Source organism: Nocardia sp. NPDC050630 (assembly GCF_044457245.1).
GTDB lineage: Bacteria > Actinomycetota > Actinomycetes > Mycobacteriales > Mycobacteriaceae > Nocardia.
Window position 1 is genome coordinate 26,850 of sequence record NZ_JBITGN010000014.1, and the last position, 26,290, is coordinate 53,139.

The window sequence follows — 26,290 nt, forward strand, 5'->3', positions numbered from 1 at the left end:
GCGCCGCCGCTGCTCGAGGTCGACGATATGGTCGTCAATTACGGCAGAATTCAAGCGCTGCACGGGGTATCGCTGCGAGTCGCGGAGGGTGAGCTGGTGACCCTGCTCGGCGCAAACGGCGCCGGTAAGACCACCACCATGCGTGCGCTGTCCGGCTTGCTACCGCTGACCGGCGGCAAGATCAGATTCGAAGGCCGCGATATCACCCAGATGAAGGCGCACGAGCGGGTCACGCACGGGTTGATCCAGGCACCCGAGGGCCGAGGCGTCTTCCCCGGTATGACGGTCCAGGAAAACCTCGATATGGGTTGCTATGGAAGGGCTTTCAAGCAGAAGGCGGAGTACGGCCAGACGCTGGAGTGGGTTTTCGAGCTGTTCCCTCGGCTCTCCGAGCGACGCAAACAGGTCGGCGGCACGCTCTCCGGCGGTGAGCAGCAGATGCTGGCCATCGGCCGCTCACTGATGGCCCGCCCGCGCCTGCTGCTGCTCGACGAACCGTCGATGGGGTTGGCGCCCATGGTGATTCAGCAAATCTTCCGGATCATCAGCGAGATCAACCAGCAGGGCACCACCGTACTGTTGGTCGAGCAGAATGCCCAGCAGGCGCTGACCCGCAGCGACCGCGCCTACATCCTGGAGACCGGTGAGGTCACCAAGAGCGGTATCGGCGGGGATCTGCTCACTGATCCTGCCGTGAAGTCGGCCTACCTGGGGGTGGGCTAGAAGTCGGACCGTCCGTGGCCGCCTCGAGGCATTATGGCGGGATGTGCGCGCTGGCCAGTGTTGGTCGCTGGCGCGCCCAACGACCACTACCGGAGGAATGGCGCTGTGGACGGGCATGACGAACTGACGAATCTGGCCGACCGCTACTGGGACAGCGTGCTGGCGGCGTCGCCGAGCACAGCCACTCTGCTCGGCGACCACCGCTTCGACGACCGCGTCGAGGATCTTTCGCCCGAAGCCGAGCAGCGGCTGCTGGCGACCTTGCGTGAGTTGCGCGATCAGGTCGACGGCCTCGACGCCGAAGAACTGGACGGAACCGATCGGGTCACGCGCAGTCTGCTGCGCACCGAATTGGATTCGGCCATCGACAATCTGGCGTGGCGGCCGACCGAACTGGCGTCGGAGCAGATGGACGGCGTGCACGCCAGAATGCTCATGATGGCGCCCCAGATCAAGGCGCTGGAGCCCGAACACGCGCGCGCCCTTGTGCGGCGCCATCGCCAGTTCGACACGCTGCTCGACCAAGCGGTCCAGCAGTTCCGCAACGGTTTGGCGGCGGGCCGCGCACCCGCGCGCATCACCATCGAACGCTCGCTCAACCAACTCGACGGCTATCTGGCCTCCGATATCGCCACCGATCCGTTCGCCACATTCGCCGGGCCGATGGACTGGGATGGTGCGGCCGCCTGGCGTGCCGAACTCACCGAGGTCGCGCGTGCGGTGATCCGCCCTGCCTTCCAACGCTATCGAGACGTCCTGGCCGACGAACTGCTGCCCGCCGCCCGTCCCGACGACAAATGCGGGCTGTGCTGGCTCGGTGCCGACGGCGAGGACGTCTACCGGCGGCAGTTGCGCCGCCACACCACCCTGCCCGATCTCGGTGCGGACGAGATTCACCAACTCGGCCTTTCCGAATTGGAGCTGCTGCGCGAGGAGTACGCCGCGATCGGTACCCGGCTGTTCGGCACCGCCGATACGGCTGAAATCTTCGCCCATCTGCGCCGGGATCCCGAACTGCGTTATGTCAGTGGTGAGGAGATCATGGCCGATGCGCAACGCGCGCTCGGCGCGGCGGTCGCGGAGATGGGCAACTGGTTCGGCCGCCTGCCCAAGGAATCCTGCGAGATCGCCCCGGTGCCGGATTTCCTGGCCGCGGATGCGCCCGCCGCGTACTACTTTCAGCCCGCCGCGGACGGCTCCCGGCCGGGTACTTACTTCGTCAACCAGCACGAACCCACCGGCCGCAGCCGCTACGAGACAGCGGCGGTGGCCTATCACGAGGCGATTCCGGGGCATCATCTGCAGCTCACCATCGCCAACGAGCTCGACCAGCTGCCGCGGTTCCAACGGCAGTCGTTCGCGAATACCGCCTTCGTCGAGGGTTGGGCGCTCTATACCGAACGACTCGCCGACGAAATGGGTTTGTACGAAGACGATTTGGCACGCATCGGTATGTTGGCGGCCGATTCCTGGCGCTCGTGCCGACTCGTCGTCGATACCGGAATCCACGCCAAGGGCTGGAGCCGCCAGCAGGCCATCGACTTCATGGTGGCCAACGCACCGGTCGGGCTGGCAGAAATCGCGGTCGAGATCGACCGCTATATCGCGATTCCCGGTCAGGCCGTGGCGTATAAGGTCGGTCAGCTCGAAATTCGTCGGCAACGTCGGCACGCCGCCGAACGACTCGGTGCCGATTTCGACGTCAAGGCGTTCCACGATGTGGTGCTCGGCTCCGGCTCGGTCAGCCTTCCCGTGCTGCGCGAACTCGTGTCCACACTGTGACCCCCTGAGCGGTTCCCCGAGTTGCGTGCCGCTCTGGGCGGGAGTCCAATGAATGTGCGGTGATCGAGCTCTCTAGGTAGGTCATGAACGGCACGTTCGGCTCTCGGCTCGGTCCGTTGCGCGGCAATCGCATCGTGTTGATCTCGGTAGTGCTCGGTGTGGTCGGCGCGCTCACCGCGACGGGTCTGCTCATGACCGGACATTCCGCTGGCGCCGGTGAAACACATACTGCGCGTGTCGTTTCCGACAATTCGATGACGCCGGGATTCACCGGTGCTCTGCCCGAGGCGGCGGATCCGATCGGCGACGGGGCACCCCCGGTCGCCTTCGCGCCGCTGGCCGGGCTATCGCAGGCCGGGATGCCGGCGGCGTCGAGCCGCCCGGTGCAGGCACTGGCCGACCATCCGCTCTTCGCCCAGCACGTCGGACTCGGCAGGGTCGATTGCAAACTGCCCGTCTGGCGCGATGATCCGGAGGCGGCGCGGGCCTTCTATCGGGCCGCGATCGCCTGCCTGGACGCGTCGTGGGAACCGACGCTGCGCGGCGCCGGATTGCCGTTCCATCCACCGCGGCTACTCGCGCCCACCGAATCCCGTGAGGTGGCAAGCCAATGCGTGCAGCGGCTGCGCAACGGCCCGACAACGTTCTACTGCGCCCTCGATGAAACACTGGTCCTGCCGTACGACGCCATGCGGCCGCTGTCCAGTGGGTCGCGCCGCGGCGCCCAATTGGCTGTTCTCAGTACCGAATACGGCCATCATGTGCAGAACCTGATCGGCGTCATGCAGGCCTACAACGAGAAGCGCTCGACCGTCGGAAAGGACACCACCGCCGGTCGCGAACAAAGCCGTCGCATGGAACTGCAAGCCCGCTGCTTCTCCGGCATGTTTATCGGCACCAACTTCGGCCGCGCCGATATCGATGAACAAACCTGGACCGAAGCATCCCACACCGTCCAGAGCGGCCACGCCACCCGTGATCCACGGATGCAGGGCACCGAAGAGAACGTCTGGGGCTGGTGGAAATGGGGCTCCGACAAGGGCGATACCTGGGAGTGCAACACCTGGTACAGCTCCCCGGCCCACGTGGAATGAGTGCGTGCTGCTGTCAGCCGTGCGCTTCGGTCAGCACCTCGACCACGGCAGCGGTGTCCAGATAGAACGGCCGGATCTCGGCGATCAGCCCGTCACGGAAGGTCATCAGTTGCATCACCGAGGTCTCCAGTGTCCGGCCGGTGGCGCGGGCCAGCATGCGGCCGCGGTTGTAGATGACGACCGTGTCGCCCTCCACCACGAATCGCTGCTCGAGGAATTCCAGCGAGGCCCAGGTCCGGCTCATCGCCGCCATGAATTTCTCGATGCCGTCCGGACCGTGCCATGCACCGCCGTAGGGCAGGTGCTCGGCCTGGTACATGACGACATCGGGGGCCAGGCATATCGCCATCGCATCGAAGTTGGCGCCCTCGGTGATGTAAGCGGCTTCGGCGGCGAAGAAGTTCTGCAGTGCTGCGCGAGTTGTGGTCACCGGAAAATCATGGCCGCCGAAGCGAACCGCTTCTGGCGGAAATCGGACGGCTCACTGGCGTCGCATCACAAGGGGGTGCCGCGGCTGTGGATTGTCGGTGGGCCTCCCTAGACTCTCAGGCGTGACCCCAGCGACTACTGATCAGCGTTCCCGCGTCGTACCCGTGGCAGCCAGTGATGCCGGTGGTGGGCGGCCGACGTTGTTGCTGTTGGACGGACATTCGATTGCCTACCGCGCATTCTTCGCGCTGCCCGCGGAGAACTTCAAGACGGTCACCGGTCAGACTACGAATGCGGTGTACGGGTTCACCGCGATGCTGATCAATCTGTTGCGGGACGAGAAGCCGACGCATATCGCGGCGGCCTTCGACGTCAATCGCAAGACCTTCCGCACCGAGGCATATCCGGAGTACAAGGCGGGGCGCAATGCCACGCCCGATGAGTTCCGCGGCCAAGTCGAACTCACCAAGGATGTGCTCGGCGCCATGGGCATCCCGGTGATGGCGATCGAGGGTTTCGAAGCCGACGATCTGATTGCGACCATCGCGACCCAGGCCGTCACCGAGGGCTTCCGTGTCCTGATCGTCTCCGGTGACCGTGATGCCATTCAGCTGGTCAGCGATGAGGTCACGTTGCTCTACCCACGCAAGGGCGTCTCGGATCTCACCCGGTTCACCCCGGATGAGGTGATGGCCAAATATCAGCTCACCCCGGCGCAGTATCCGGACTACGCGGCCCTGCGCGGCGACCCGAGTGACAATCTGCCCGGCATTCCGGGCGTCGGGGAGAAGACCGCCGCCAAGTGGATTCGCGAATACGGCGATCTGAGCACCCTCGTCGACAAGGTGGACGAGGTGAAGGGCAAGGTCGGTGACGCGCTGCGCGCCAACCTCAGCAGTGTCGTGCTCAACCGCCAGCTCACCGAGATGGTCCGCGACGTCCCGCTGCCCTACACGCCCGATCAGTTGGCCCAGCAGCCGTGGGATCGCAATAAGATCCACCAACTCTTCGATGACCTGGAGTTCCGCGTACTGCGCGACCGGCTCTTCGAAACTCTCGCCCCGCCGGAGCCCGAGGCCGAATCCGGCTTCGAGATCAGCGGCGGCGCGCTCGAGGTCGGCGCGGTCGCCGCATGGCTCGCCGAACATGCGAAAGTCGGTGTCCGCCATGGCATTTCGGTGGTCGGCACCAGCGCGCCGGGCAATGGTGACACACGCGCACTCGCCATCGCCGCCGCGGACGGCGAAAGCGGCTACATCGATGTCTCCGTGCTGACCCCGGAAGACGAAGTCGCACTCGGCGCTTGGCTGGCCGATTCGGCCGTACCGAAGGCGCTGCACGAGGCCAAGGCGGCAATGCACGCGCTGCGTGGCCGCGGCTGGAGCCTCGGCGGTCTGACCAGCGATACCGCCCTGGCTGCCTACCTGGTCCGCCCGGGCCAACGCAGCTTCAACCTCGACGATCTGTCGCTGCGCTATCTGCATCGCGAACTGCGCGCTGAAACCGCCGAAACCCCGCAACTGTCGCTGCTCGACGATGCCGACACCGTGGACGCCGAGCTGGCGCAGACCGAAATGCTGCGCGCCAGGGCGGTTCTGGACCTGGCCGAGGCACTCGACGGCGAACTGCGCCAGATCGAATCCAGCGCACTGCTCGACGATATGGAACTGCCGTTGCTCGGCGTGCTCGCCGAATTGGAGAATGCGGGCATCGCGGTCGATACCGACCAGCTCGAGGCACTGCAGCGCCAATTCGCCGATAAGGTCACCGATGCGGCCAATGCCGCCTATGGCGTGATCGGCAAACAGATCAACCTCGGCTCACCCAAGCAGCTGCAGGTGGTGCTCTTCGATGAACTCGATATGCCGAAGACCAAGCGCACCAAGACCGGCTACACCACAGACGCCGATGCGCTGGAATCGCTGTTCGAGAAGACCGAGCATCCATTCCTGCGGCATTTGCTCGAACACCGCGACGCCACCCGGCTCAAGGTCACGGTGGATGGGCTGCTCAAATCCGTCGCCGACGACGGCCGTATCCATACCACTTTCAACCAGACCATCGCCGCCACCGGCCGCCTGTCCTCGACCGAGCCGAATCTGCAGAACATTCCGATCCGCACCGACACCGGCCGCCGGATCCGCGATACCTTCGTCGTCGGTCCCGGCTACCAATCGCTGATGACCGCGGATTACAGCCAGATCGAAATGCGCATCATGGCTCACCTTTCCGGCGACGAGGGGCTGATCGAGGCCTTCAACTCCGGCGAGGATCTGCACACCTTCGTCGCCTCGAAGGCCTTCGATATCTCGCTGTCGGAGGTGACACCAGAAATGCGGCGCCGGATCAAAGCGATGTCCTACGGTCTCGCATACGGCCTGAGTTCCTACGGTCTTTCGACGCAGCTGAAGATCAGCACGCAGGAGGCCAAGGAGCAGATGGAGGTCTACTTCGACCGCTTCGGCGGCATTCGTGACTACCTCTACGAGGTGGTCGAACAGGCACGCAAGGTCGGCTACACCGAAACTCTCTTCGGCCGCCGTCGCTACCTGCCCGATCTGGACTCCAGCAACCGTCAGCGCCGCGAGGCGGCCGAACGCATGGCCCTCAACGCGCCCATCCAGGGCACCGCCGCGGACATCATCAAGGTCGCGATGATCAACGTGCACAAGGCGATCAAGGCGGCGGGCCTGCGCTCGCGCATGCTGCTGCAGATCCACGACGAACTGGTCTTCGAGGTTGCCGAGGGGGAGCGGGACACCCTGGACGCACTCGCCCGCGAACAGATGTCCTCGGCGATCACGCTGTCGGTTCCGTTGGACGTCTCCGTCGGCACCGGCCGCAGCTGGGATTCCGCCGCGCACTGAGCGGTGCTTGCGGCACACCGGATTTTCGATGTGCCGCAATGCATTTCAGCGTCCGTCGGCCAGCGGTTCGCCTGTATCGCAGGCCTGCTGATAGATCCTGGACCTGGGACGGAAGTAGCGGAGCCGCAACCGGTTACACCGATTGCGGGGTCGCGCCGACAACCAGCGCACATCCTGCTCCGGCAGAGATCGATAGTGAAATTGTCCCCGGGTCAATTTTGGCGACTGTGCGGGTACTACGTCAGACCGCAGGATCGTTCATCTGCGAATGACGCCGCACCAGCTTCGCCGACCCGGCGCGCAGGTCGATCTCATCGTGCGGCGGGGACCCATCCGACTTATCTTCCTTATGCATCAGTGCCGTCTGCCGCTGCTCGAATTCGATGCTTCGAACCTTGAAAGGCCGCGGCCACCTGTTCGAATCCGGTCGCCGCGACGGGCGTGTGCTTGCGGTGTCTGAACCAAGGCAGTATCCGGCTACCGGTGAGCCGATTCCACAGCACCTCGACGAATGCGAGTCCGATGAGCAGGACGGCCAATCCGGGAATGGTCATGGCGACAAGGGCACCCATGTGACCGAAAGTACCGTCGCGGGAACGGCTTGCCATCCGTCCTTGGTGCGACGCCCCTGAGCTGCGAGGATGATACTCGCGAGTAGGCGCGACGGCGCGAGGAATATGGTTGCCATTGCGTCGGGATCGTCCTATTCTGATCCGCGTGCCGAATCCCGCCGACCGCCACAGCGCCGCGCTCCATGTCGCAGACCGCGACAGCGCAGTGCTAATTCCGCTTACCGCGATGGTGGCAACCCGGCGACTTCTCGTAGTAGCCCGCCGTAGCGGGGTCTGATTCGGACCGGCCCCCTCGCTGCGGGCTACTGACTACTTACTGCTGGTCCCCTCTGTCAATTGAGAAGACAATCATCGGGAAGACCTCCGCACAATGACCATCCTGACTCTTGATCCCAACATGTTCATCGCCGCCGCCCCCAAGGCGCTGCGCGCCGAATGCGCCGATCTGACACCAGCGCAGTTTCACCACCGCTATTGCGAGCACACCGGCCCGATTCGGGTCGGTGACTGGTCGCCAGCGGGCAAGCGGAGCGCGGAGTTCACGGCCACCCTGGAATTCGCCGGCCACCTGCGCACGGTGATCGCCACCGGCAGCCCGGTCGCCGCGATGACCTCGGCCCTCTACGACGAGGGCTATCCGGTCGAAATTCTGCAATTCCACCAGCGCCGCACCGCTGCGGGCACCGCGACGTTCGTGCAGTGCGAATGCAATGGCAGGCGCGGCTGGGGCGCGGCCTTGGCCGACGACGGCGCCGAGTCGACGGTCCGCGCCATGATCGCGGGCGTCAACAAGCTGGGCGTCTGAGCGAGGCGAAAACGCAACGGGCCGTTCACATTCCACAGAATGTGAACGGCCCGCGGGTGCAGTTTACTGATCTGCCTGCTGCTCGGCGAGCTGCTTGCGCACCTCTTCCATATCCAGTGCCTTCACCTGGGTGACCAGATCCTCCAGCGCGGCGGGCGGCAGGGCGCCGGGCTGCGCGAAGACCAGTACGCCCTCGCGGAACGCCATGATGGTCGGAATCGAGCGGATGTTGGCGGCGGCGGCCAAGCCCTGTTCGGCCTCGGTGTCGACCTTGCCGTGCACGACATCGGGATGTTTGTCCGAGGAGGCCTCGAAGGTGGGCGCGAAGCTCTTGCACGGACCGCACCAGTCGGCCCAGAAATCGACGAGTACCACGTCGTTTCCGGTGACGATCTCATCGAAATTCTGTTGGTTCAGCGTCTGGGTGGCCATGACGTCCTCTCATGTCGTATGTTCGCCAGCTATAACGTCCGGCGCCGTATATATCTTCCGGCGGTGCCTCTATCCGCCTCGGGCGACCGGCCACTCGCGCCGTTGATCGCCGTCCCAACGCCGGATACCCACCACCGACGCCGGAAAATCATGGTCCCTGGCGACGGCGTGGATCGCCTCGCCCAGCTGGTGCGGCGGTACCCGTCTGGCCAGTGTGATATGCGGCGTCCACTCGTCGGGTCGCACATTCGACGGTATGCCGGGACACGGCGACACGACCGAGAAGATTCGACGTTGCCATGCGAGCAACTGTTCCGAGGGCACCACGGACCGGACCAGGATCGGATGGCGCGCACCGAAGACCAGCACGCCGCCCAGTCGTATCGGAATCGGTCGGAAACTCAGTCGGTCCAGCGCATGATCGATGCGCGGCCAGATCTGCCTGGCCACCGCGATGGTGATATGCGGCCGATTGGTTTCGGCATGCTTACCGGCCGAACTCGGGATGCCCGCGTCCGCGAGCAGTTGCCACTGCCGTCGGATCTCCGCATCGGCCAGATCGTCCAATAGCAATTCGACGGACTGCACCATAGTGCACGAGAGGTTAGCTGTCCGCGCGGCTCGATGGGTGGCGAACGCGCGGCCCGGTTGTCGGTGCGCGAACTGCGTCGCGGGAGGATTGCCCGGTGAAGCGTATGCGTCTAGGCCTCATCGAAGGCGACGGCATCGGCCCCGAGGTGGTGCGTGCCACCCGCGCGGTGGTCGACGAAGCACTCGCCGCGGTAGGCGCGGCCTCGGTCGACTGGGTACGGTTGCCGATGGGGCGGCGCGCCATCGAGGAATTCGGCGATCCGCTGCCGGAGCAGACGCTCGCGGCCCTCGACGAACTCGACGCCTGGATCCTCGGGCCGCACGACAATGCGGCCTACCCGCCGGAACTTCGAATCGCACCCGGCGGCGTCATCCGCAAACGCTTCGGCCTCTACGCGAATATCCGCCCCGCCCGTGCCCTCGCCGGAATCAAGGCGAACGCCCCCGATATCGACCTGGTGATCGTCAGGGAGAACAGCGAGGGTTTCTATGCCGACCGCAATATGTTCGCCGGGTCGGGTGAGTTCCGGCCCACCCCGGATGTGGCGATGGCGGTCGGACTGATCACCAGGCAGGCTTGCGAGCGGATCGCGCACGAGGCCTTCCGGCTCGCGGCCGCGCGTCGCAAGCGGGTCACCATCGTGCACAAGGCCAATGTGCTGCCCATGACCATGGGCCTATTCCGCGACGTCTGCTATGACGTCGCCAACGCCTACCCGGGCGTCGAGGTCGATGACGAACACGTCGACGCGGCGGCCGCTCATCTGGTCCGTGCGGCCCGCGACTACGACGTGCTGGTCACCGAGAACCTCTTCGGCGACATCCTCTCCGATCTCGCCGGTGAACTGAGCGGCTCACTCGGCATCGCCGCATCGCTCAACTGCTCGGCGACCAAGGCGATGGCCCAAGCGGTACACGGCGCCGCGCCGACACTGGCCGGACACAATCGCGCAAATCCGGCGGCGCTTCAGCTCTCGGCGGCAATGTTGTTGCACTGGCTGGGAATTCGCGACAACAACCACACGCTGTTGAGCGCGGGCGAACGCATCGAACGGGCCGTCGCTGCCACCTTCGCCGCGGGCATCGCCACCGCCGACCTGGGTGGTCTCGCCTCGACCAGTGAATTCACCGAGCAGGTCGGTGCCAGGGTGCACCGGCGCTGACCCGGGTCAGCGAGGCCACCCCGGAACCCGACCCATTCGAACATCGGACCGTCCGGTAGGGTCCACCGCCGGTGCCTGAGTGTTTGCTGTGCTCGGAGTGTTCCGCACAGAACGGATAAACTTCCGTTACTGTCCAGCACGAAACGCCACGATCGCTTAGATTGCCAAACGGGTGGTGACACCCGGGTTTCTCGGATCCGAAATGTGGAGGGCTGCTGTGTCTGTTCGATCGGTTCTTGGCAGGCGCGCCCTGCAAGCGATGTGCGTACTCGCCGGCGGCGTGCTGGCAGTGTCGGGCTGTAGTAACACCGAGGACAACTCGCCCGCGGTGGCGAAGGTACAGGGTATCGATAAGTTCGACACGGCCGCCGCGCTGCTCCCGGACAAGATCAAACAGTCGGGCAAGCTCGTCGTCGGTGTCAATATCCCGTATCAGCCCAATGAGTACAAGGACCCGAGCGGCAAGATCGTCGGCTTCGATGTCGACCTGATGGACGCGGTCGCGGCGACCCTCGGTGTCAAGGCCGAATACGTCGAATCCTCCTTCGAGAAGATCATTCCCGCGATCCAAGCGGGCACCTACGACGTCGGCATGTCCTCCATCACCGACTCGAAGGAACGCGAACAGAGCGTCGACTTCACCACCTACTTCAACGCGGGCAGCCAGTGGGCGCAGCAGACGGGTAAGCCGATCGACCCCGACAACGCCTGCGGTAGGCGGGTCGCGGTACAGGCCACCACGGTTCAGGACACCGACGAAATTCCGGCGCGCAGCAAGAAGTGCGAGGCGGAGGGCAAGCCAGCCATCGATAAGAAGCCGTTCGATGAGCAGAGCGCGGCGACCAATGCGCTGGTGCTCGGCCAGGTCGACGCGATGTCGGCCGATTCGCCGGTGACCGCCTATGCGATCAAGAAGAGCGACGGCAAGATCGAGGCGGCGGGCAAGGTCTTCGATTCCGCGCCCTACGGTTGGGCCATTCCCAAGGGTTCGGCGCTCGGCAAGGCGCTGCAGGCCGCCGTCCAGCATCTGATGGATAACGGCAAGTACCTGGAGATCACCAAGAACTGGGGTGTTCAGGAAGGCGCGATCACCAAGTCGGTCATCAACGGCGCCGAGAGCTGATCGATGTCGTCATCCGAAAACACGTCGGCGCCCGGCGACAACACCGGGTCCGGCGGGCCGATCGACGCGGCAGAACCGGAGCCGATCAAGGCCGTTCCACTACGCAGGCCGGGCCGCTGGATCGCCGCGGCGATCATCCTCGTCCTGCTCGGGCTCTTCATCTACGGCGCGGCCACCAACCCCGCGTACGGATGGGGGACCTATCGAAAGTACTTGTTCGACAGCCGGATCGCCTCCGGCGCGATGGTCACCCTCGAGCTGACCGTGCTCGCGATGGCGATCGCCATCGTGCTCGGCGCGTTGCTCGCGGTGATGCGCCTGTCGCCGAATCCGGTGTTGCGCGCTGTGGCATGGGTATATCTCTGGATTTTCCGTGGCACACCGGTTTTCGTGCAGTTGGTGTTCTGGGGTTTGTTCCCGTCGCTGTACAAGTCGATCCAGCTCGGTGTGCCGTTCGGGCCCGAGTTCATCCGGGTCGACGTGCAGGGGTTGCAGGCCGCGTTCGCTTTCGCGGTGATCGGCCTCGCGTTGAACGAGGCCGCGTATATGGCCGAAATCGTCCGTGCCGGAATCAATTCCGTCGGCGAGGGGCAGCGCGAGGCCTCGACGGCGCTGGGCATGTCGTGGTCGCAGACCATGCGCAGGACCGTGCTGCCACAGGCCATGCGGGTGATCATCCCGCCGACCGGCAATGAGCTCATCGGCATGCTGAAGACCACCGCACTGGTCACGGCGATCCCATTGAGTACCGATTTGTACGGGCGGGCGCGCGACATCTATGGCGTGAACTTCCAGCCGATTCCATTGCTATTGGTCACCGCTACTTGGTATCTCGCGGTCACCAGCGTGCTGATGGTCGGGCAGTACTACCTGGAGCGCTACTACTCGCGGGGCGTCACGCGGCAGTTGACTACCAAGCAACTGCAGGAACTGGCCGACGCTCAGACTATTGTGAAGGCGAAATGAGCGAGCGAACAAAGGTGGAGCCGACCGACGCACAGCCGATGATTCGCGCGGATCGGGTCTGCAAGAACTTCGGTGCGCTGCAAGTGCTCAAGGGTATTTCGCTCGAGGTCGGACGCGGCGATGTGCTGTGTCTGATCGGGCCGTCGGGTTCGGGTAAATCGACGTTTCTGCGCTGTATCAACCACCTCGAGCAGGTGAATGCGGGTCGGCTCTATGTCGACGGCGATCTCATCGGCTATCGGGAAAAGGGCGGCAAACTCTACGAATTGCATCCGCGTGACGCAGCTAAGCAGCGTCGCGATATCGGCATGGTGTTCCAGCATTTCAACCTGTTCCCGCACCGGACAGCGCTGGAGAACATCGTCGAGGCGCCGATCCAGGTGAAGGGCATCCGTAAGGCGGACGCTACGGCGCGTGCGCACGAGTTGCTGGACCGAGTTGGCATGGGGGACAAGGCGAATGCCTATCCGGCCCAGCTCTCCGGCGGTCAGCAGCAGCGCGTCGCCATTGCCCGCGCGCTGGCCATGGATCCCAAGCTGATGCTCTTCGACGAGCCGACCTCGGCGCTGGATCCGGAATTGGTCGGCGAGGTGCTCGGGGTCATGCGCGAACTCGCCGCCGACGGTATGACGATGGTGGTCGTCACCCACGAAATGGGTTTTGCCCGTGAGGTTGCCGACCAACTCGTGTTCATGGACGGCGGTGTGGTCGTGGAGTCGGGTAATCCGCGCGAGATGCTCGCCGACCCGAAACACGAACGCACCAAGGCATTCCTGTCGCGACTGCTCTGAATTCAGCGCCCGCCGAGGCCGATTCGCAGTTGTCCGAGTAGCACTTTCGCCGCCGGACTGCCCGGACGATCGCGCCGCCACGCCAGCGCGAGTTGTCCGCGCAGCTCCGGTTCGGTAATCGGCAGCACCCGCACGCCGAATGCCGCGGCCTCCGCTGGCGTCAGCGCGGGCACCACCGCGATGCCGAGGCCGCGGGCCGCGAGCCGAAGCAGTAGCGGGGGAGCGGCGGCCTCGAACGCGATATCGGGTTCGAATCCCGCTGCGGCACAGGCGCGATCGAAGACACCGCGGATGCCGGTGCCGCGCGGTAGACAGATCAGCGGTTGGTCGCGCAACTGCTCGAGCCTGATCGAGGCACACTTCTTGCCGCCCCGCGCGACCGCGGCGACGACCGGTGTATCGAGCACAACGTCGATGCCGATCTCGGCACCGATCTCCGCGCCGGTCAACCCGACCAGGGCAATATCCAGCTCACCGCTGCGCACCGCCGCGAGCATCCGCTCGGAGGTGTCTTCGGTCAGGCTGATGCCGACCTGCGGGTGGTCGTCGTGAAAATCCGCGAGCACCGAGGAGATATCGAATTCCTCGTCGCCCGCGCCGGAGATGCAGCCGACGCGGACGTGTCCGCGCAGCAGTCCGGTGAATTCGTCCACCGTCGCGGTGATCCGTTCGGTCGCCGCCAGCGCGGCCCTGGCATGCGGTAGCACCGCCGCGCCCACCTCGGTCAAGGTCACCGAGCGGCCGCCGCGATCCAGAAGCTCTTGTCCCAATTCGCGTTCGAGCTGGCGGATCTGCGCGCTGAGTCCGGGTTGGGCCAAGTGCAACCGGGCCGCGGCGCGGGTGAAATTGGCCTCCTCGACCACGGTCACGAAGTAGCGGAGTTGGCGTAGTTCCATAACTGCTGATTATAAGAACAAGCAGAACTATCTGTTGTACTTCTCGCGTGGAGAGCGGCATCGTCTAAGGCATGGGAAACACCGCAGAGATCATCGACACTTTCACCGGCCCGATCTTCCGCCCGGGCGACACCGGATACGACGAAGAAATCGCCGGTTTCCAGGCCGCGTACCACCACCGCCCCGCACTGGTTGTCGGCGCGGTGCACGCCGAAGATGTGCGCAGTGCGGTGGAATACGCCGCGCGGCATGGACTTCCGGTTGCGGTTCAGGCCACCGGTCACGGACTTTCGGTCGCCGCCGACGGAGGTGTGCTGATCAGTACCCGCCGGATGACCGATATCCGAATCGATCCGCAGACGCGCACCGCTCGCGTCGGTGCCGGAGTGCGGGCGGGCGCGCTGGTCGAGGCCGCCGCTGCGTACGGACTGGCGCCGCTGAACGGCTCCTCGTCCTCGGTCGGGTTCGTCGGCTACACCCTCGGCGGCGGGTTGGGCCTACTGGCAAGGCAATTCGGCTACGCGGCCGAGCATGTGCGCGTCATCGAGATCGTCACGGCGGACGGACGGGTCCGCACCTTGACCTCCGGCGACGAACTCTTCGGCGCGGTGCTCGGCAGCGGCGGCAATTTCGGCGTGGTGACCGCGCTGGAACTGGATTTGGTTCCGGTCGCCACCGTCTACGGCGGTCAATTGGTCTTCGATACCCCACTGGTCGAGCAGGCACTGGAAGCCTGGAAGGACTGGACCGCAACGTTGCCCGATGAGCTGACCTCGACGGTCACCGTCATGACTTTCCCACCCATTCCGCAGATTCCGGAACCGCTGCGCGGACGCTATGTCGCATCTATCCGGATCGCCTACAACGGATCCGCCGCGGAGGGCGAGCGGCTGGTCGCGCCATTGCGCGCGGTCGGGGAGCGTTTGAAGGATGACCTGCGGGTCATGCCATACACCGAATCGCACACCATCCACAGCGATCCCGACCACCCGCATGCCTACGCCGCCACCAATGCACTGCTCGGCGAGTTCACCGGAGAAACCCTGTCGGCCTTGCTCGCGGCCACCGGACCCGAATCGCCGATCCAGGCGGTGGTCGATATCCGGCACCTCGGCGGTGCGCTGGGCAGACGTGGTCCCGCGGGGATCAGCGTGGACAACCGGGATGCCGATTACATCGTTCGGGTCATCACCATGCCCGGACCCGATGCGGGTGACGCCGCGCCCGAGGATCATGCGGTAGTCCGCGCGGCGCTCGCGCCGTGGACCGTTGGCCACAGTCTGAACTTCCTCTACGGCGCGGGTGCCGCCGCCGATGAGGCGCAAACCCGAGGTGGCTACGCATCGGACACCTACGCGCGACTGGCCGCATTGAAGGAGAAGTACGACCCGCGCAATATGTTCCGCTTCAACCGCAACATCACACCCGGTAAATGACCGCCGTGACCGCCCCGAGCACCTGTTGCCCGGGGCGCTCTGGTGCTATCTTCGTGATATCACTTTGATACTCGGAGGATGTCATGAAGCTTCGGTCGGCGTTCCACGTCAACGGCTTTCTCGTGTTGGTGTCGTGGTTTGTCCTCACCTTGCTGATCGGTGGCGGCGCCGTCGTCGGATATGCCGTGGCCGCACACAACGACAATGTGCCCGCCCTGGTCGGCGCGATCATCGCGACCGTGCTCGTGATAGTGCTCTTGCTGCTGGCCACTGGACTGACCGTGGTGAATCCCAACGAGGCCAAGGTCGTTCAGTTCTTCGGCCGCTACATCGGCTCAGTGAGCGAACCCGGCTTCTACTCCGTGGTGCCGCTCACCGACCGCCGCGGCATTTCGCTGAAGGTGCGCAACTTCGAGACCCAGAAGCTCAAGGTCAACGATGCCGACGGCAATCCGGTTGAGATCGCCGCCGTAGTGGTCTACCGAGTGGTCGACAGCTTCAAGGCCGCATTCGCGGTCGACGACTACGAGGAGTACGTCGCGACCCAATCCGAGGCGGCCGTGCGACACCTGGCCACCACCCACCCTTATGACGCGCACGACCAGAACACCACCAGCCTGCGCGACGGTGTCGAGGTGGCCGAAGAACTGACCGTCGAACTGCGCGACCGCACCGAACTGGCGGGCATCGAGGTCATCGAGGCCAGGATCACCCACCTCGCCTACGCGCCGGAGATCGCCCAGGCCATGCTCGTGCGGCAGCAGGCGGCCCAGGTGGTCGCAGCGCGCACCCGCATCGTCGAGGGCGCGGTCGGCATGGTCGGGCTCGCACTGGACCGGCTCGCCGAACAGGGCGTCGTCGAACTCGACGAGGAACGCAAGGCCGCCATGGTCTCCAACCTGCTGGTCGTCCTCTGCGGTGACCGCGCCACCCAACCCGTCGTCAATACCGGCTCGCTCTACTCCTGAGTCGCCCATGGCCGAGCGCAAGAAGATCCTGCTACGCCTGGACCCGGCGATCCACGAGGCCGTTGCTCAATGGGCCGCCGACGACCTGCGCAGTATCAATGCCCAGATCGAGTACGCGCTGCGCCTCGCGTTGAAACAGGCGGGGCGCGGCCCGAAAGCGAAACCGGCCCGGGACTAGCCGGAATACCCTCTGCCGCGACGATGCCGAACGCCCACGGGTGCTCGGCATCGTCGGTATCCGGTCCGACGATGTGTCAGTGCGCGAGTTCGTCGAGGAGTTCGAGACTTTCGGTGTAGAGCGCGTGTTGCGCGTCCCGGTCATAGGACGCCTTCGATGACGGTTTCGCGGTACGGCCTACGAAGTGCTGGCCGGTCACCTTATCGAGCGATGGATCATTGACCAGCCACGCGAGATCCGCGCCCGACCGGCGCGGTGTGTTCACACCGGGTAATAACACCAGACCCCGAGCTACCGTGCGCCACAACAGTTTTGCCGCCGCCCCGGCATCTCGGGCAAGTCCGGTGCCCGGCATCAATCCCGGATCGAAGGCGTTCACCGTGATGCCGCGTGGTTCGAACTGGCGCGCCAATTCGTAGGTGGTCTGCAGATTCGCCAACTTCGACGTGCTGTAGCGGCGACGGCCGTCGCGCTGTGCGGGTTCGGTCGACTCAGGTGGATAGGCGAGTTGGCGGACATCGGTATCGAGCGGATCGGGCATGCCGGTGAACTGATCCGGATTGTGTGTGCCCGAGGTGACGAAGACGATGCGCGCGGACGCGATCAGGTCGTCGAGCAGCGCGTGGACCAGCGCGAGGTGTCCGAGATGGTTGACGCCGAAGGTGGCCTCGACACCGTCTGCGGTGTAGCTGCGGCGGGTGAACTGCAGTCCGGCATTGCACACCAGTGCGTGCAACGGGGGCAGGCCACGCCTGCGGGATTCGTCGGCGAAGTGGTCCACGGAGGCCAGTGCGCCGAGGTCCAGCGTTGCTGCCTGCGCGCCGATGGCGGCGGCTTCGGCTTGGGCCCGATCGGCGTCGCGTCCGGTCACGATGACTGTCCACCGGGGATCGGCGGCGAGTGCCCTAGCGCATTCGCGGCCGAGTCCACTGGTCCCGCCGGTAATAACGGCAGTTCTGTCACTTGTTGCCATATGGCAGAGTCTGCCATATGGCGCGCTGTGCGACAATACTCGGATGTCGTTGCGGGATCGGAAGAAGGAGCGGACCAGGCGGGCGATCGCCGATGCCGCGCTGCGGTTATTCGTCGAGCGCGGGTATGACGCCGTGACCGTCGCGGATATCGCCGCCGAGGCCGAGGTCGGGACGCGCACGCTGCACCGCTACTACGCCAGCAAGGACGAATTGCTGTTCGCCGAGGACGACGAGCATCGCGCGGAACTGGCCCGGCTGCTGGCCGAGCGCCCGGCCGACGAATCCCCGGAAGAAACCATGGCCGCGGTCATCGGCCCGCTCGTCGACCGCTTCGCCGATCGCCTCCGCGACGCGCGCGCCCGCGATGCGCTGATCGCGGCCAACCCCGCCCTGCAGGCCCGCGAGCTGGCCAAGCGCGACGCGGTGGAATCCCTTGTCGCCGAACACCTCGCGCGCCGATTGGGCGTAGCGGCGGGCACCGATGTGCGGCCGCTGCTGTGGGCGAAGGTCGGGATGGCCTGTTTCTTCGCGGGTTACGAGATCTGGCTGCGTATCGGCGGCGATCTGGGCTCGCACATCGGCGATGCGCGAGCCGCTCTACTCGATGAATTCCGTTCCGCTGGTATCTGACTTCGCAAACCGGCGGTTATGGTCGCCGCCAGGCTGGAGCGCGCCGGCAGTTCATCGGCGGCGAACGGTGGATGTTGCCGATCGGGCACTGCGTGCGTGGCATGGTCATTGCCGCCTCGCGCACCGTGCCGAAGGCGAATTGCCGGGCGGCTATACCTTCCCTGCCGCCGTCTCGATCTCGACTTCGCGGCGCTCCCTGCGTTCTGAGAACTACGTGTTGGTCGGTTTGTGGGTGACGAAGATGGCGGTGCCGGGGAACAACTCACCCCGCAGCGGACTCCACTGACCCCATTCCCGCTCCAGCCATTCCGGCCAGTCCGGTTCGACGATGTCGTCGAGCAGCAGCCCGGCGGCGACGATCTCGCGCACTCGATCGCCGATGGTCCGGTGGTGTTCGACGTAGGTCGGCGTGCCCGCGCTGTCGACCTCCACATACGGTGTGCGGTCGAAATAGGGGATAGCGGCGGTCAGACCGGCGGGTCCGGGGTCGTCCGGAAATATCCAGCGCATCGGATGGTTCACCGAGAACACCCAGCGACCGCCGGGCCGCAACACCCGCGCAACCTCGCGCATCACCAGTTCGGAGTCCGCGACGAACGGCACCGCGCCGAACGACGAACACGCCAGATCGAAGGATTCATCGGCGAACGGCAGTGCCTCGGCCCCCGCCTGCACCAACGGCACCCGCGGCCCGCCGCGCGCCATTGCCGCGAGTCCGCGCGCGAGCATCCCCATCGACAGATCGAGTCCTACCGGCTGCGCCCCCTGCCCGGCCAACCAGCGCGAACACGGTGCGGATCCGCATCCGATCTCGAGGATCCGCTTACCCGAGACCTCGCCGAGAAAATGCATATCGCCCTCGTGCAAGCCCTCAGGGCACCAGATGAACTCGCCCTCGGGAGAGTCCACGCCGAGAAAGTCGGCATGGGTTTCGTGATACTGGTCGGCATCGGCGTCCCACCAGCGCCGACTGGCCTGCTGACTGGCGGCCGAACCGATTCTGGTCCGCGCGGTCGCGGTGGTTCCGAGCAGTGCATTTGCCTGCGTATGGCGATCTTCCGACACGCCGTCAGACTATCCCGGCGTGGCGTCGGGACCGGTTTGCCCGGCTGGACCAAGGTCGCGTACGCTGAACGCGCGAGTGTCGTGGGTACTGCCGTACCGGTGTCATTGCAGTAACAATCTGCGGGGGCAACTGTACAGAAGTAACGGCAACACCCGTGCTGAGTTTCACAAGCGATCGCGTGCGGTACGTTCATTATGTCCGTCACGTCGCGTCATCGCGGTGAGATCGCAGCGTACCGAAAGTTCCAATGTCCGCAACCGACCACAATCCGTCCGGAGCAAACCGACATATGCCCACCACCGTCACCTCGCCGCAGGTAGCCGTCAACGATATCGGCTCCGCCGAGGACTTCCTCGCCGCCATCGACGCCACGATCAAGTACTTCAACGATGGCGACATCGTGGAAGGAACCATCGTCAAGGTCGATCGCGACGAGGTCCTGCTCGACATCGGTTACAAGACCGAAGGCGTCATCCCCTCTCGCGAACTCTCCATCAAGCACGATGTCGACCCGAATGAGGTCGTTTCCGTGGGCGATGAGGTCGAGGCTCTTGTTCTCACCAAGGAGGACAAGGAAGGCCGCCTGATCCTGTCGAAGAAGCGGGCGCAGTACGAGCGGGCGTGGGGCACCATCGAGGAGCTCAAGGAGAAGGACGAGGCCGTCAAGGGCACCGTCATCGAGGTCGTCAAGGGCGGTCTGATCCTCGACATCGGTCTGCGCGGCTTCCTCCCGGCCTCCCTGGTCGAGATGCGCCGGGTCCGCGACCTGCAGCCGTACGTCGGCAAGGAGATCGAGGCCAAGATCATCGAGCTGGACAAGAACCGCAACAATGTGGTCCTGTCCCGCCGCGCCTGGCTCGAGCAGACCCAGTCCGAGGTCCGCAGCGAGTTCCTGCACCAGCTGCAGAAGGGCCAGGTCCGCAAGGGTGTGGTCTCCTCGATCGTCAACTTCGGCGCGTTCGTCGATCTCGGCGGTGTCGACGGTCTGGTGCACGTCTCCGAGCTGTCCTGGAAACACATCGACCACCCGTCCGAGGTTGTCGAGGTCGGCAACGAGGTCACCGTCGAGGTCCTCGACGTCGATCTGGACCGCGAGCGGGTTTCGCTGTCGCTCAAGGCGACCCAGGAAGACCCGTGGCGTCAGTTCGCCCGCACCCACGCGATCGGCCAGATCGTACCGGGCAAGGTCACCAAGCTGGTTCCGTTCGGTGCGTTCGTGCGCGTCGAAGAGGGCATCGAGGGCCTGGTGCACATCTCCGAGCTGGCCGAGCGCCACGTGGAGGTCCCGGACCAGGTCGTCGCGGTCGGCGACGATGCGATGGTCAAGGTCATCGACATCGACCTGGAGCGTCGCCGGATCTCGCTGTCGCTGAAGCAGGCGAACGAGGACTACCACGCCGAGTTCGACCCGTCGAAGTACGGCATGGCCGACAGCTACGACGACCAGGGCAACTACATCTTCCCCGAGGGCTTCGATCCCGACACCAACGAGTGGCTCGAGGGCTTCGACAAGCAGCGCGAAGAGTGGGAAGGTCGCTACGCCGAGGCGGAGCGTCGCCACAAGATGCACACCGCGCAGATGGAGAAGATGGCGGCCGACGCCGCGGCCGAGGCCGCGAACGGTGGCGGCGCGTCGGGCAACTACTCCTCCGAGAGCGGTACGCAGGCGTCCTCCGGTCAGGCCGAGTCCGCTGGCGGTTCGCTCGCCAGCGACGCTCAGCTCGCGGCCCTGCGTGAGAAGCTCTCCGGCAACGCCTGATTCCCGGTAACACCCGGATTCAACAGCGCAGTAGCGAAGGCCCCGGTCCAATCGGACCGGGGCCTTCGGCTTGCGGCAACCGGTAGTGTGCCCGGACATGGGGAGCAATCCGGGCAAAAACGATTATCTCGACCAAGTGGTGGCGCAGCAGGCGGCGCTGGAAGGTGACCTGCGCAGCCGCAAACCCGCCGCCCCGGCGCCGATGGCGGCGGCCGCGGCGCCGGCGGCACCGGCCGGTCCGGCGCGGCGCGGCGCCATCGCCAAGCGCGCCGAACGGGTCGTACCGACACCGCAGGGCAGCGGTACGGGGCCGGTGGAGGTCCGGGTCACCGGATTCTGGCGCTGGCAAACGGTTTTGGTGCCGCCCAATGCCTTTGTCGTGCACACCCGGCGTGGTCGCGGCGAACCACTGCATATCGGGCTCGGGGTGTCGTTCCGCTTCAATCCCGCGACGGATTCGTATCTCGTTGTGCCGGGGGCGATGCAGATGATTCTCATCAACGCCTACTGCATCTGCGGTGAACTGCAGGGCGTGCTGGTGCAGGGCTATGTGCAGTGGATCATCGAGGACTTCGCCACCGCCTACCGCAAGTTGGACTTCTCCGATGCCGAAGATCCCATGCGGCTGGTCAATATTCAGCTGCGTGAGCAGGCCGAGGCGGCCATCAAGGACAAGGTCTCCACGATGGGCGTGCGCGATGTGCTCAGCGATAAACAGCCGATCATCGAGGAATTGACCGCGCGGCTGCGGGCGGTCGCCGAGGGCAGCGCCGATCGAAATACCAAGGCGGACAGCGATCGTGGCCTCGGTCTGCGCATTGTCACGGTGCAGATCAAGGAGGCGGTGGTTAGTTCCGCGACGCTGTGGGAGAACCTGCAGAAGCCCTATCGCAGCGAACAGAACCAGATCGCCCGCCTCGCCGAAATCGCTGCGCAGGAAGTACTTTCGGCACGTGAGACCGAGGCGATTCGGGTCGCCGAGGAACGCAGGCTCGAGAACGAGCGGGAATTGGCCGAACTTCGGGCGCGCAACGAGGCCGTGCGCTTCGACCGTGAGACGGCCGAACAGCTGCGGCGCACGACCCGCGAGCACGACGATCAGCGCGCGGTGGCCGATCTGGCCAAGGAGACCGCACTGCATGCGCTGCGGTTGGAGCGCGAGCAGCATGCCGAACAGGCCGAAAACCTGCGCAGGAAGCTGGAATTGCGGGAGCTCGAGCTCGACGGTGAGATCGCGGTCGCGGCCCGGCGCGCGCGGGCGGCGCATGATGACGCGCTGCTCGATCTGGAACGGGATCGGATTCGGATCGACAATACGAATCACCGTTCGGCCGCGGCCACGCAGGCGCAGCTGGTCGATTCGCTGCCGCAGATCGTCGCGCAATTGCCGACGCCCGGTGAGTTGACGACGTACCAAATTGGTGGGGATCTGTCCGGGCTGTCCGCGCTCATCGGGCAGCTGACGCGGGTGCTCGAAATATGGTCTGCGGCACGGCCGGTGAGCGAGAGCCGAGCCGAGTTCGACGAGTAGGTCCGCGCTGGACTCAGTGAAACGCCGATAGCGACGAGTCGGACAATTGACCAATTTCACCGGAACGCCTGCACCACTTACCGATAGGGTGCAGGCGAGTCGGTAGCGCGCTGGCAAGATCGAGCCCGACGAATCAGCTTGGATGAGAGGGAACACCACGCATGTGCGCAGCGAGTCCGTTCAGCGGTCTCAACCGTAGGCAGTTCCTGGCGAAGGCCGCCGCGGCCGGAGCGGTGGGCGCGCTGGCGTCCTGGGCCGATCCGATCATCGAACGCGCCTACGCGGCCGATCCGGCCGGGACCGGAGGTCTCGGCGATATCGAGCATTTCGTGCTGCTCATGCAGGAGAACCGTTCCTTCGATCATTATTTCGGCACCATGTCCGGCGTGCGCGGCTTCGGTGAGGCGTCGAAGGCCTGGCAGCAGTACGGCTGGACACCCGGTATCGGTCCGACCCCGGACGGCTTCGTGAACCCGTTCCGTCTCGATACCACCCGTGGCGCGACCCTCGACGGTGAATGCATCAACGATCCGGATCACAGCTGGGGCGGCATGCATCGGGCCTGGAACGGCGGCGCCAACGATCAGTGGATGCCGATGTCCATAGCCAGTGTCGGCCCGGCGAATGCGCCAGCGGCCATGGGTTACTACCTGCGCGAGGACATTCCGATCCACCACGAACTCGCCGATGCGTTCACCATCTGCGACAACTACCACTGTTCGGTCCTCGGCCCGACGGATCCGAACCGGCTGTACTGGATCAGTGCCACCATCGACCCGGACGGTGTGGCGGGTGGTCCGCTGCTGGAGACGCCCACGCTGATACCTCAGCACGTCTTCAATTGGCGCACCTACCCGGAGAATCTCTCCGAGGCTGGCGTCAGCTGGAAGATCTACAATAACCGTGATGTGGGCCCGCTGTCCTCGGTGATCCTGGACGGCATGCTCGGCTGTTTCACCCAATCCGCGGATCCGAATTCCGAATTGGCCCGACGTGGTCTTGCGCCGGTGTACCCCAATGACTTTCAAGCCGATGTCGCCAACGACACGTTGCCCGCGGTGTCCTGGGTGATCCCGTCGTTGATCAACTGCGAACATCCCGCGCTGCCCGCGGCCTTCGGCGCGTACGGCATCGTGCAACTGCTCGATATCCTCACCTCCAATCCGAAGGTGTGGGAGAAGACCGCGCTGATCATCAGCTATGACGAGAACGGCGGCTTCTTCGACCACGTCACCCCACCCACCGCGCCAGCGGGCACACCGGGTGAATTCGTCACAGTGCCGTTGGACGGGGTGAAGGCATCGAAAGGTATCGCAGGTCCGATCGGTTTGGGATATCGCGTCCCCGGCCTGGTGATTTCGCCGTACAGCCGCGGCGGGCTGGTCGCCTCGGAGACCTTCGATCACACCTCCCAGCTGCGGCTGCTGGAGACCCGCTTCGGCGTCGAGGTGCCGAATCTGACCCGGTGGCGACGCAGCGTCACCGGCGACATGACCTCGGCCTTCGACTTCGGCTCGACCCCAGATGCGGCCAAGCCGGTGCTGAGCGATCCGAAGCCGAAGATGGATGCCGCGATCGCCCAATGCGGCCCGAATATCGCACTGGGCACCGAGGTCTCGGGTTTTCCGTATCCGGTGCCGCCGAACCAGATGCCGACCCAGCAACCTGGTTCGCGACGCCGTCCGAGTGGCGTCGTGCGGGGCTAGGCCGCGTAAGGCGGAGCGGCAGCACGAAGTGACCCAGCCCTGATAGGGCTGGGTCACCGGAGGTTTATGACCAGATGGGCGGCAGAGTCAGCTGGCGGTCGCAGGCACCCAGTACGCGGTCGCGGCGGCGGAGCGTTTTCGCATGGCCGCGAAGCTGTGCCGAGCGGGGCTGATCAAAGCGGTGAACCACGAGCGGCGGTGCTCGGCGAGCGCTGCCGCGACGGCGGGGTGCTTGATGCAGTGCATGCTCCCCGCCTTACCCAGGCGGTGGCGACCCACCTGGTTGATTTTGGTGCCCAATGATGTTCCTTTGCTTGCTGGTACTGGCCTGGATCGCCACGGCGAAGATTAGTCGAACGAAAGTGTTCGGCACAGTATTTTGCACGAGTAATTGCCTCGGCGTGTCGGAAAGTGTGGTTCAGGGACGGGAATCGACCGGAAATGTTGCGAGATGGTCTCGGCCTAGTCACGGATCGGGCAAATGGCGTTTCAGATGGTGGAATGCGCGGCGTGAGTGGGTATTCCGGCCGATTGGGTGGATTGCGCGCGCAGGGGGTTGCGTTCGACGCGACATCGCGGATGCGAGACTGGTCGAATGTTACGGATCGGCCTCACCGGAGGCATGGGAGCGGGCAAGTCGACGGTGGCGCGGATTCTCGCCGATCTCGGCGCGGTGATCGTCGATTCCGATGTGATCGCCAGGGAGGTCGTCGAACCGGGCACCGAGGGCCTCGCGGCGTTGGTGGCGGCCTTCGGCCCCGACATACTCGCCGTCGATGGCAGCCTCGATCGGCCGGCGCTGGCGGCCAAGGCATTCGGATCCGACGAAGCGCGTGCCACGTTGAATTCGATTGTCCATCCATTGGTCGGTAAACGAACGACCGAATTGATTTCCGCCGCGCCGTCGGACGCGATTCTCGTTCAAGATATTCCACTTCTGGTGGAAAACGGTCTGGCGCCGTTGATGAATCTTGTATTGATCGTCGATGTGCCCGCGGAAACTCGGATACGGCGACTGGTGGAATTCCGGGGTGTTTCCGAATCGGATGCCCGGGCGCGTATTTCGGCGCAGGCCACCGATGAACAGCGCCACGCCGTCGCCGATGTGCTGTTGGACAATAGCGGTGAGCCGGGGGCCATTGATCCGGTTGTTCGGCAGTTGTGGGCGCAACGGCTGGTGCCGTTCGAGCAGAACCTGCGCACCGCGACACCGGCACGGCGCAGGGAGTTGCGCCTTGTTCCGGCGAATCCGGAGTGGGCGACGCAGGCGCAGCGGCTGATCGCCCGACTGTGGGTGGCGTGCGGGGCAGCGGCCTCGCGGATCGACCACATCGGCTCCACCGCGGTGCCGGGACTGCCCGCAAAGGATGTCATCGATCTGCAGATCACCGTGGCGGATCTGGCGGCCGCCGATGGGTTGCGAGATGCGTTGGGGGCAGCCGGTTTTCCGGTGCGGCCCGATATCGCAGCCGACAATCCGAAGCCGACGGCCGCAGATCCGACTGGCAGCGATAGGGCATTGTGGGCCAAGCGGTTTCACCAGAGTGCCGATCCGGGGCGGTTGGCGAATGTGCATATCCGGGTTGCGGGTTCCCCGGGGCAGGAATTCGCGTTGCTGTTCCGGGACTGGCTGATCGCCGACGCAGCGGTGCGTGTGGAGTATTTGGAGGTGAAGCGCGAGGGCGAGGCCAAGGCGGCCGGGCTGACCGGCGAGGCGGCGACGCTGGCATATCTGGAGGTGAAGGAACCGTGGTTCGACGCTGCCTACGTGCGGGCGGCGGCCTGGCGCGACAGCGTGGAACGCTGAG

The 26,290-nt window shown here is 65.1% G+C and carries 26 protein-coding genes; 17 read left to right on the forward strand and 9 right to left on the reverse strand.

What is annotated here, in order from left to right; translation table 11 throughout:
• Positions 1–27 precede the first annotated feature (27 nt).
• The 3 genes from ACIBG0_RS29240 to ACIBG0_RS29250 all read left to right on the forward strand — a co-directional run bounded on the left by ACIBG0_RS29240 (position 28) and on the right by ACIBG0_RS29250 (position 3,599).
• Positions 28–723 carry an ABC transporter ATP-binding protein gene (locus ACIBG0_RS29240; protein WP_397036935.1) on the forward strand — a complete coding sequence of 232 codons (696 nt, stop codon included), beginning with the start codon at positions 28–30 and terminating at the stop codon, positions 721–723.
• 105 nt (positions 724–828) lie between these two features.
• Entirely contained in the window at positions 829–2,505 is a 1,677-nt protein-coding gene (locus ACIBG0_RS29245; RefSeq protein ID WP_397036692.1) for a DUF885 domain-containing protein, read from the forward strand.
• A gap of 83 nt (positions 2,506–2,588) precedes the next feature.
• Positions 2,589–3,599, forward strand: a complete 1,011-nt coding sequence (locus ACIBG0_RS29250) for a neutral zinc metallopeptidase (RefSeq protein WP_397036694.1) — start codon at positions 2,589–2,591, stop codon at positions 3,597–3,599.
• A gap of 13 nt (positions 3,600–3,612) precedes the next feature.
• On the opposite strand, the gene ACIBG0_RS29255 is transcribed toward ACIBG0_RS29250, so the two are convergent.
• Entirely contained in the window at positions 3,613–4,029 is a 417-nt protein-coding gene (locus ACIBG0_RS29255) for a nuclear transport factor 2 family protein (protein ID WP_397036696.1), read from the reverse strand.
• A gap of 121 nt (positions 4,030–4,150) precedes the next feature.
• Between ACIBG0_RS29255 and polA the strand changes: the two genes are divergently transcribed.
• A complete protein-coding gene (gene polA, locus ACIBG0_RS29260; protein ID WP_397036697.1) occupies positions 4,151–6,895 on the forward strand; it encodes a DNA polymerase I in 2,745 nt (914 codons plus the stop codon).
• A 241-nt stretch (positions 6,896–7,136) separates the two neighbouring features.
• Here the strand turns inward: polA and ACIBG0_RS29265 are convergent, their stop codons facing one another.
• Both ACIBG0_RS29265 and ACIBG0_RS29270 read right to left on the reverse strand, forming a co-directional pair.
• Positions 7,137–7,250, reverse strand: a complete 114-nt coding sequence (locus ACIBG0_RS29265) for a hypothetical protein (protein WP_397036699.1) — start codon at positions 7,248–7,250, stop codon at positions 7,137–7,139.
• Positions 7,243–7,467, reverse strand: a complete 225-nt coding sequence (locus ACIBG0_RS29270; RefSeq protein ID WP_397036701.1) for a hypothetical protein — start codon at positions 7,465–7,467, stop codon at positions 7,243–7,245. The genes ACIBG0_RS29265 and ACIBG0_RS29270 overlap by 8 nt, the downstream gene beginning before the upstream one ends.
• Positions 7,468–7,837: 370 nt before the next feature.
• Here ACIBG0_RS29270 and ACIBG0_RS29275 point away from each other — a divergent pair, with 370 nt between their 5' ends.
• Complete coding sequence (locus tag ACIBG0_RS29275) at positions 7,838–8,272, forward strand: 2-keto-3-deoxygluconate kinase (protein ID WP_397036702.1); 435 nt, start codon at positions 7,838–7,840, stop codon at positions 8,270–8,272.
• A 63-nt stretch (positions 8,273–8,335) separates the two neighbouring features.
• On the opposite strand, the gene trxA is transcribed toward ACIBG0_RS29275, so the two are convergent.
• Together trxA and ACIBG0_RS29285 are read right to left on the reverse strand one after the other, a co-directional pair.
• On the reverse strand, positions 8,336–8,704 hold the full coding sequence (gene trxA, locus ACIBG0_RS29280) for a thioredoxin (RefSeq protein ID WP_397036704.1): 369 nt from the start codon (positions 8,702–8,704) through the stop codon (positions 8,336–8,338).
• Positions 8,705–8,773: 69 nt separating this feature from the next.
• Positions 8,774–9,295 carry a 2'-5' RNA ligase family protein gene (locus tag ACIBG0_RS29285; protein WP_397036705.1) on the reverse strand — a complete coding sequence of 174 codons (522 nt, stop codon included), beginning with the start codon at positions 9,293–9,295 and terminating at the stop codon, positions 8,774–8,776.
• A 104-nt stretch (positions 9,296–9,399) separates the two neighbouring features.
• On the opposite strand from ACIBG0_RS29285, the gene ACIBG0_RS29290 reads away from it, so the two are divergent.
• The 4 genes from ACIBG0_RS29290 to ACIBG0_RS29305 all read left to right on the forward strand — a co-directional run bounded on the left by ACIBG0_RS29290 (position 9,400) and on the right by ACIBG0_RS29305 (position 13,338).
• Positions 9,400–10,458 (forward strand): isocitrate/isopropylmalate dehydrogenase family protein, encoded by a 1,059-nt coding sequence (locus ACIBG0_RS29290; RefSeq protein WP_397036937.1) that lies wholly within the window; start codon positions 9,400–9,402, stop codon positions 10,456–10,458.
• Positions 10,459–10,717: 259 nt separating this feature from the next.
• Positions 10,718–11,581 (forward strand): ABC transporter substrate-binding protein, encoded by an 864-nt coding sequence (locus ACIBG0_RS29295; RefSeq protein ID WP_397036939.1) that lies wholly within the window; start codon positions 10,718–10,720, stop codon positions 11,579–11,581.
• A 3-nt stretch (positions 11,582–11,584) separates the two neighbouring features.
• Complete coding sequence (locus tag ACIBG0_RS29300) at positions 11,585–12,547, forward strand: amino acid ABC transporter permease (RefSeq protein ID WP_397036706.1); 963 nt, start codon at positions 11,585–11,587, stop codon at positions 12,545–12,547.
• Between the two features lie 38 nt (positions 12,548–12,585).
• A complete protein-coding gene (locus ACIBG0_RS29305) occupies positions 12,586–13,338 on the forward strand; it encodes an amino acid ABC transporter ATP-binding protein (protein WP_397036941.1) in 753 nt (250 codons plus the stop codon).
• A 2-nt stretch (positions 13,339–13,340) separates the two neighbouring features.
• Here the strand turns inward: ACIBG0_RS29305 and ACIBG0_RS29310 are convergent, their stop codons facing one another.
• Positions 13,341–14,234 (reverse strand): LysR family transcriptional regulator, encoded by an 894-nt coding sequence (locus ACIBG0_RS29310; RefSeq protein WP_397036708.1) that lies wholly within the window; start codon positions 14,232–14,234, stop codon positions 13,341–13,343.
• Positions 14,235–14,305: 71 nt separating this feature from the next.
• On the opposite strand from ACIBG0_RS29310, the gene ACIBG0_RS29315 reads away from it, so the two are divergent.
• The 3 genes from ACIBG0_RS29315 to ACIBG0_RS29325 all read left to right on the forward strand — a co-directional run bounded on the left by ACIBG0_RS29315 (position 14,306) and on the right by ACIBG0_RS29325 (position 16,816).
• A complete protein-coding gene (locus ACIBG0_RS29315; RefSeq protein ID WP_397036710.1) occupies positions 14,306–15,670 on the forward strand; it encodes an FAD-binding oxidoreductase in 1,365 nt (454 codons plus the stop codon).
• An 83-nt stretch (positions 15,671–15,753) separates the two neighbouring features.
• Entirely contained in the window at positions 15,754–16,638 is an 885-nt protein-coding gene (locus ACIBG0_RS29320; protein ID WP_397036712.1) for an SPFH domain-containing protein, read from the forward strand.
• Between the two features lie 7 nt (positions 16,639–16,645).
• Positions 16,646–16,816 (forward strand): toxin-antitoxin system HicB family antitoxin, encoded by a 171-nt coding sequence (locus ACIBG0_RS29325; RefSeq protein ID WP_397036714.1) that lies wholly within the window; start codon positions 16,646–16,648, stop codon positions 16,814–16,816.
• Positions 16,817–16,892: 76 nt separating this feature from the next.
• On the opposite strand, the gene ACIBG0_RS29330 is transcribed toward ACIBG0_RS29325, so the two are convergent.
• Positions 16,893–17,789, reverse strand: coding sequence for an SDR family NAD(P)-dependent oxidoreductase (locus tag ACIBG0_RS29330; RefSeq protein WP_397036716.1), 897 nt, complete (start codon positions 17,787–17,789; stop codon positions 16,893–16,895).
• Positions 17,790–17,832: 43 nt separating this feature from the next.
• Here ACIBG0_RS29330 and ACIBG0_RS29335 point away from each other — a divergent pair, with 43 nt between their 5' ends.
• The gene (locus ACIBG0_RS29335) at positions 17,833–18,420 is read left to right on the forward strand and encodes a TetR/AcrR family transcriptional regulator (RefSeq protein ID WP_397036717.1); all 588 of its coding nucleotides are present in this window, start codon (positions 17,833–17,835) and stop codon (positions 18,418–18,420) included.
• A gap of 210 nt (positions 18,421–18,630) precedes the next feature.
• On the opposite strand, the gene ACIBG0_RS29340 is transcribed toward ACIBG0_RS29335, so the two are convergent.
• Positions 18,631–19,485, reverse strand: a complete 855-nt coding sequence (locus ACIBG0_RS29340; RefSeq protein ID WP_397036718.1) for a class I SAM-dependent methyltransferase — start codon at positions 19,483–19,485, stop codon at positions 18,631–18,633.
• Between the two features lie 290 nt (positions 19,486–19,775).
• Here ACIBG0_RS29340 and rpsA point away from each other — a divergent pair, with 290 nt between their 5' ends.
• The 3 genes from rpsA (at position 19,776) to ACIBG0_RS29355 (ending at position 24,482) form a co-directional block, all read left to right on the forward strand.
• On the forward strand, positions 19,776–21,245 hold the full coding sequence (gene rpsA / locus ACIBG0_RS29345; RefSeq protein ID WP_397036720.1) for a 30S ribosomal protein S1: 1,470 nt from the start codon (positions 19,776–19,778) through the stop codon (positions 21,243–21,245).
• A 97-nt stretch (positions 21,246–21,342) separates the two neighbouring features.
• Positions 21,343–22,776, forward strand: coding sequence for an SPFH domain-containing protein (locus ACIBG0_RS29350; RefSeq protein WP_397036722.1), 1,434 nt, complete (start codon positions 21,343–21,345; stop codon positions 22,774–22,776).
• Positions 22,777–22,937: 161 nt separating this feature from the next.
• Positions 22,938–24,482, forward strand: a complete 1,545-nt coding sequence (locus ACIBG0_RS29355) for a phospholipase C (RefSeq protein ID WP_397036724.1) — start codon at positions 22,938–22,940, stop codon at positions 24,480–24,482.
• A gap of 87 nt (positions 24,483–24,569) precedes the next feature.
• Here ACIBG0_RS29355 and ACIBG0_RS29360 read toward each other — a convergent pair whose 3' ends face one another.
• On the reverse strand, positions 24,570–24,782 hold the full coding sequence (locus ACIBG0_RS29360; protein ID WP_397036961.1) for a hypothetical protein: 213 nt from the start codon (positions 24,780–24,782) through the stop codon (positions 24,570–24,572).
• Positions 24,783–25,077: 295 nt separating this feature from the next.
• On the opposite strand from ACIBG0_RS29360, the gene coaE reads away from it, so the two are divergent.
• Positions 25,078–26,289 (forward strand): dephospho-CoA kinase, encoded by a 1,212-nt coding sequence (gene coaE / locus ACIBG0_RS29365; protein WP_397036725.1) that lies wholly within the window; start codon positions 25,078–25,080, stop codon positions 26,287–26,289.
• Position 26,290: the final 1 nt, after the last annotated feature.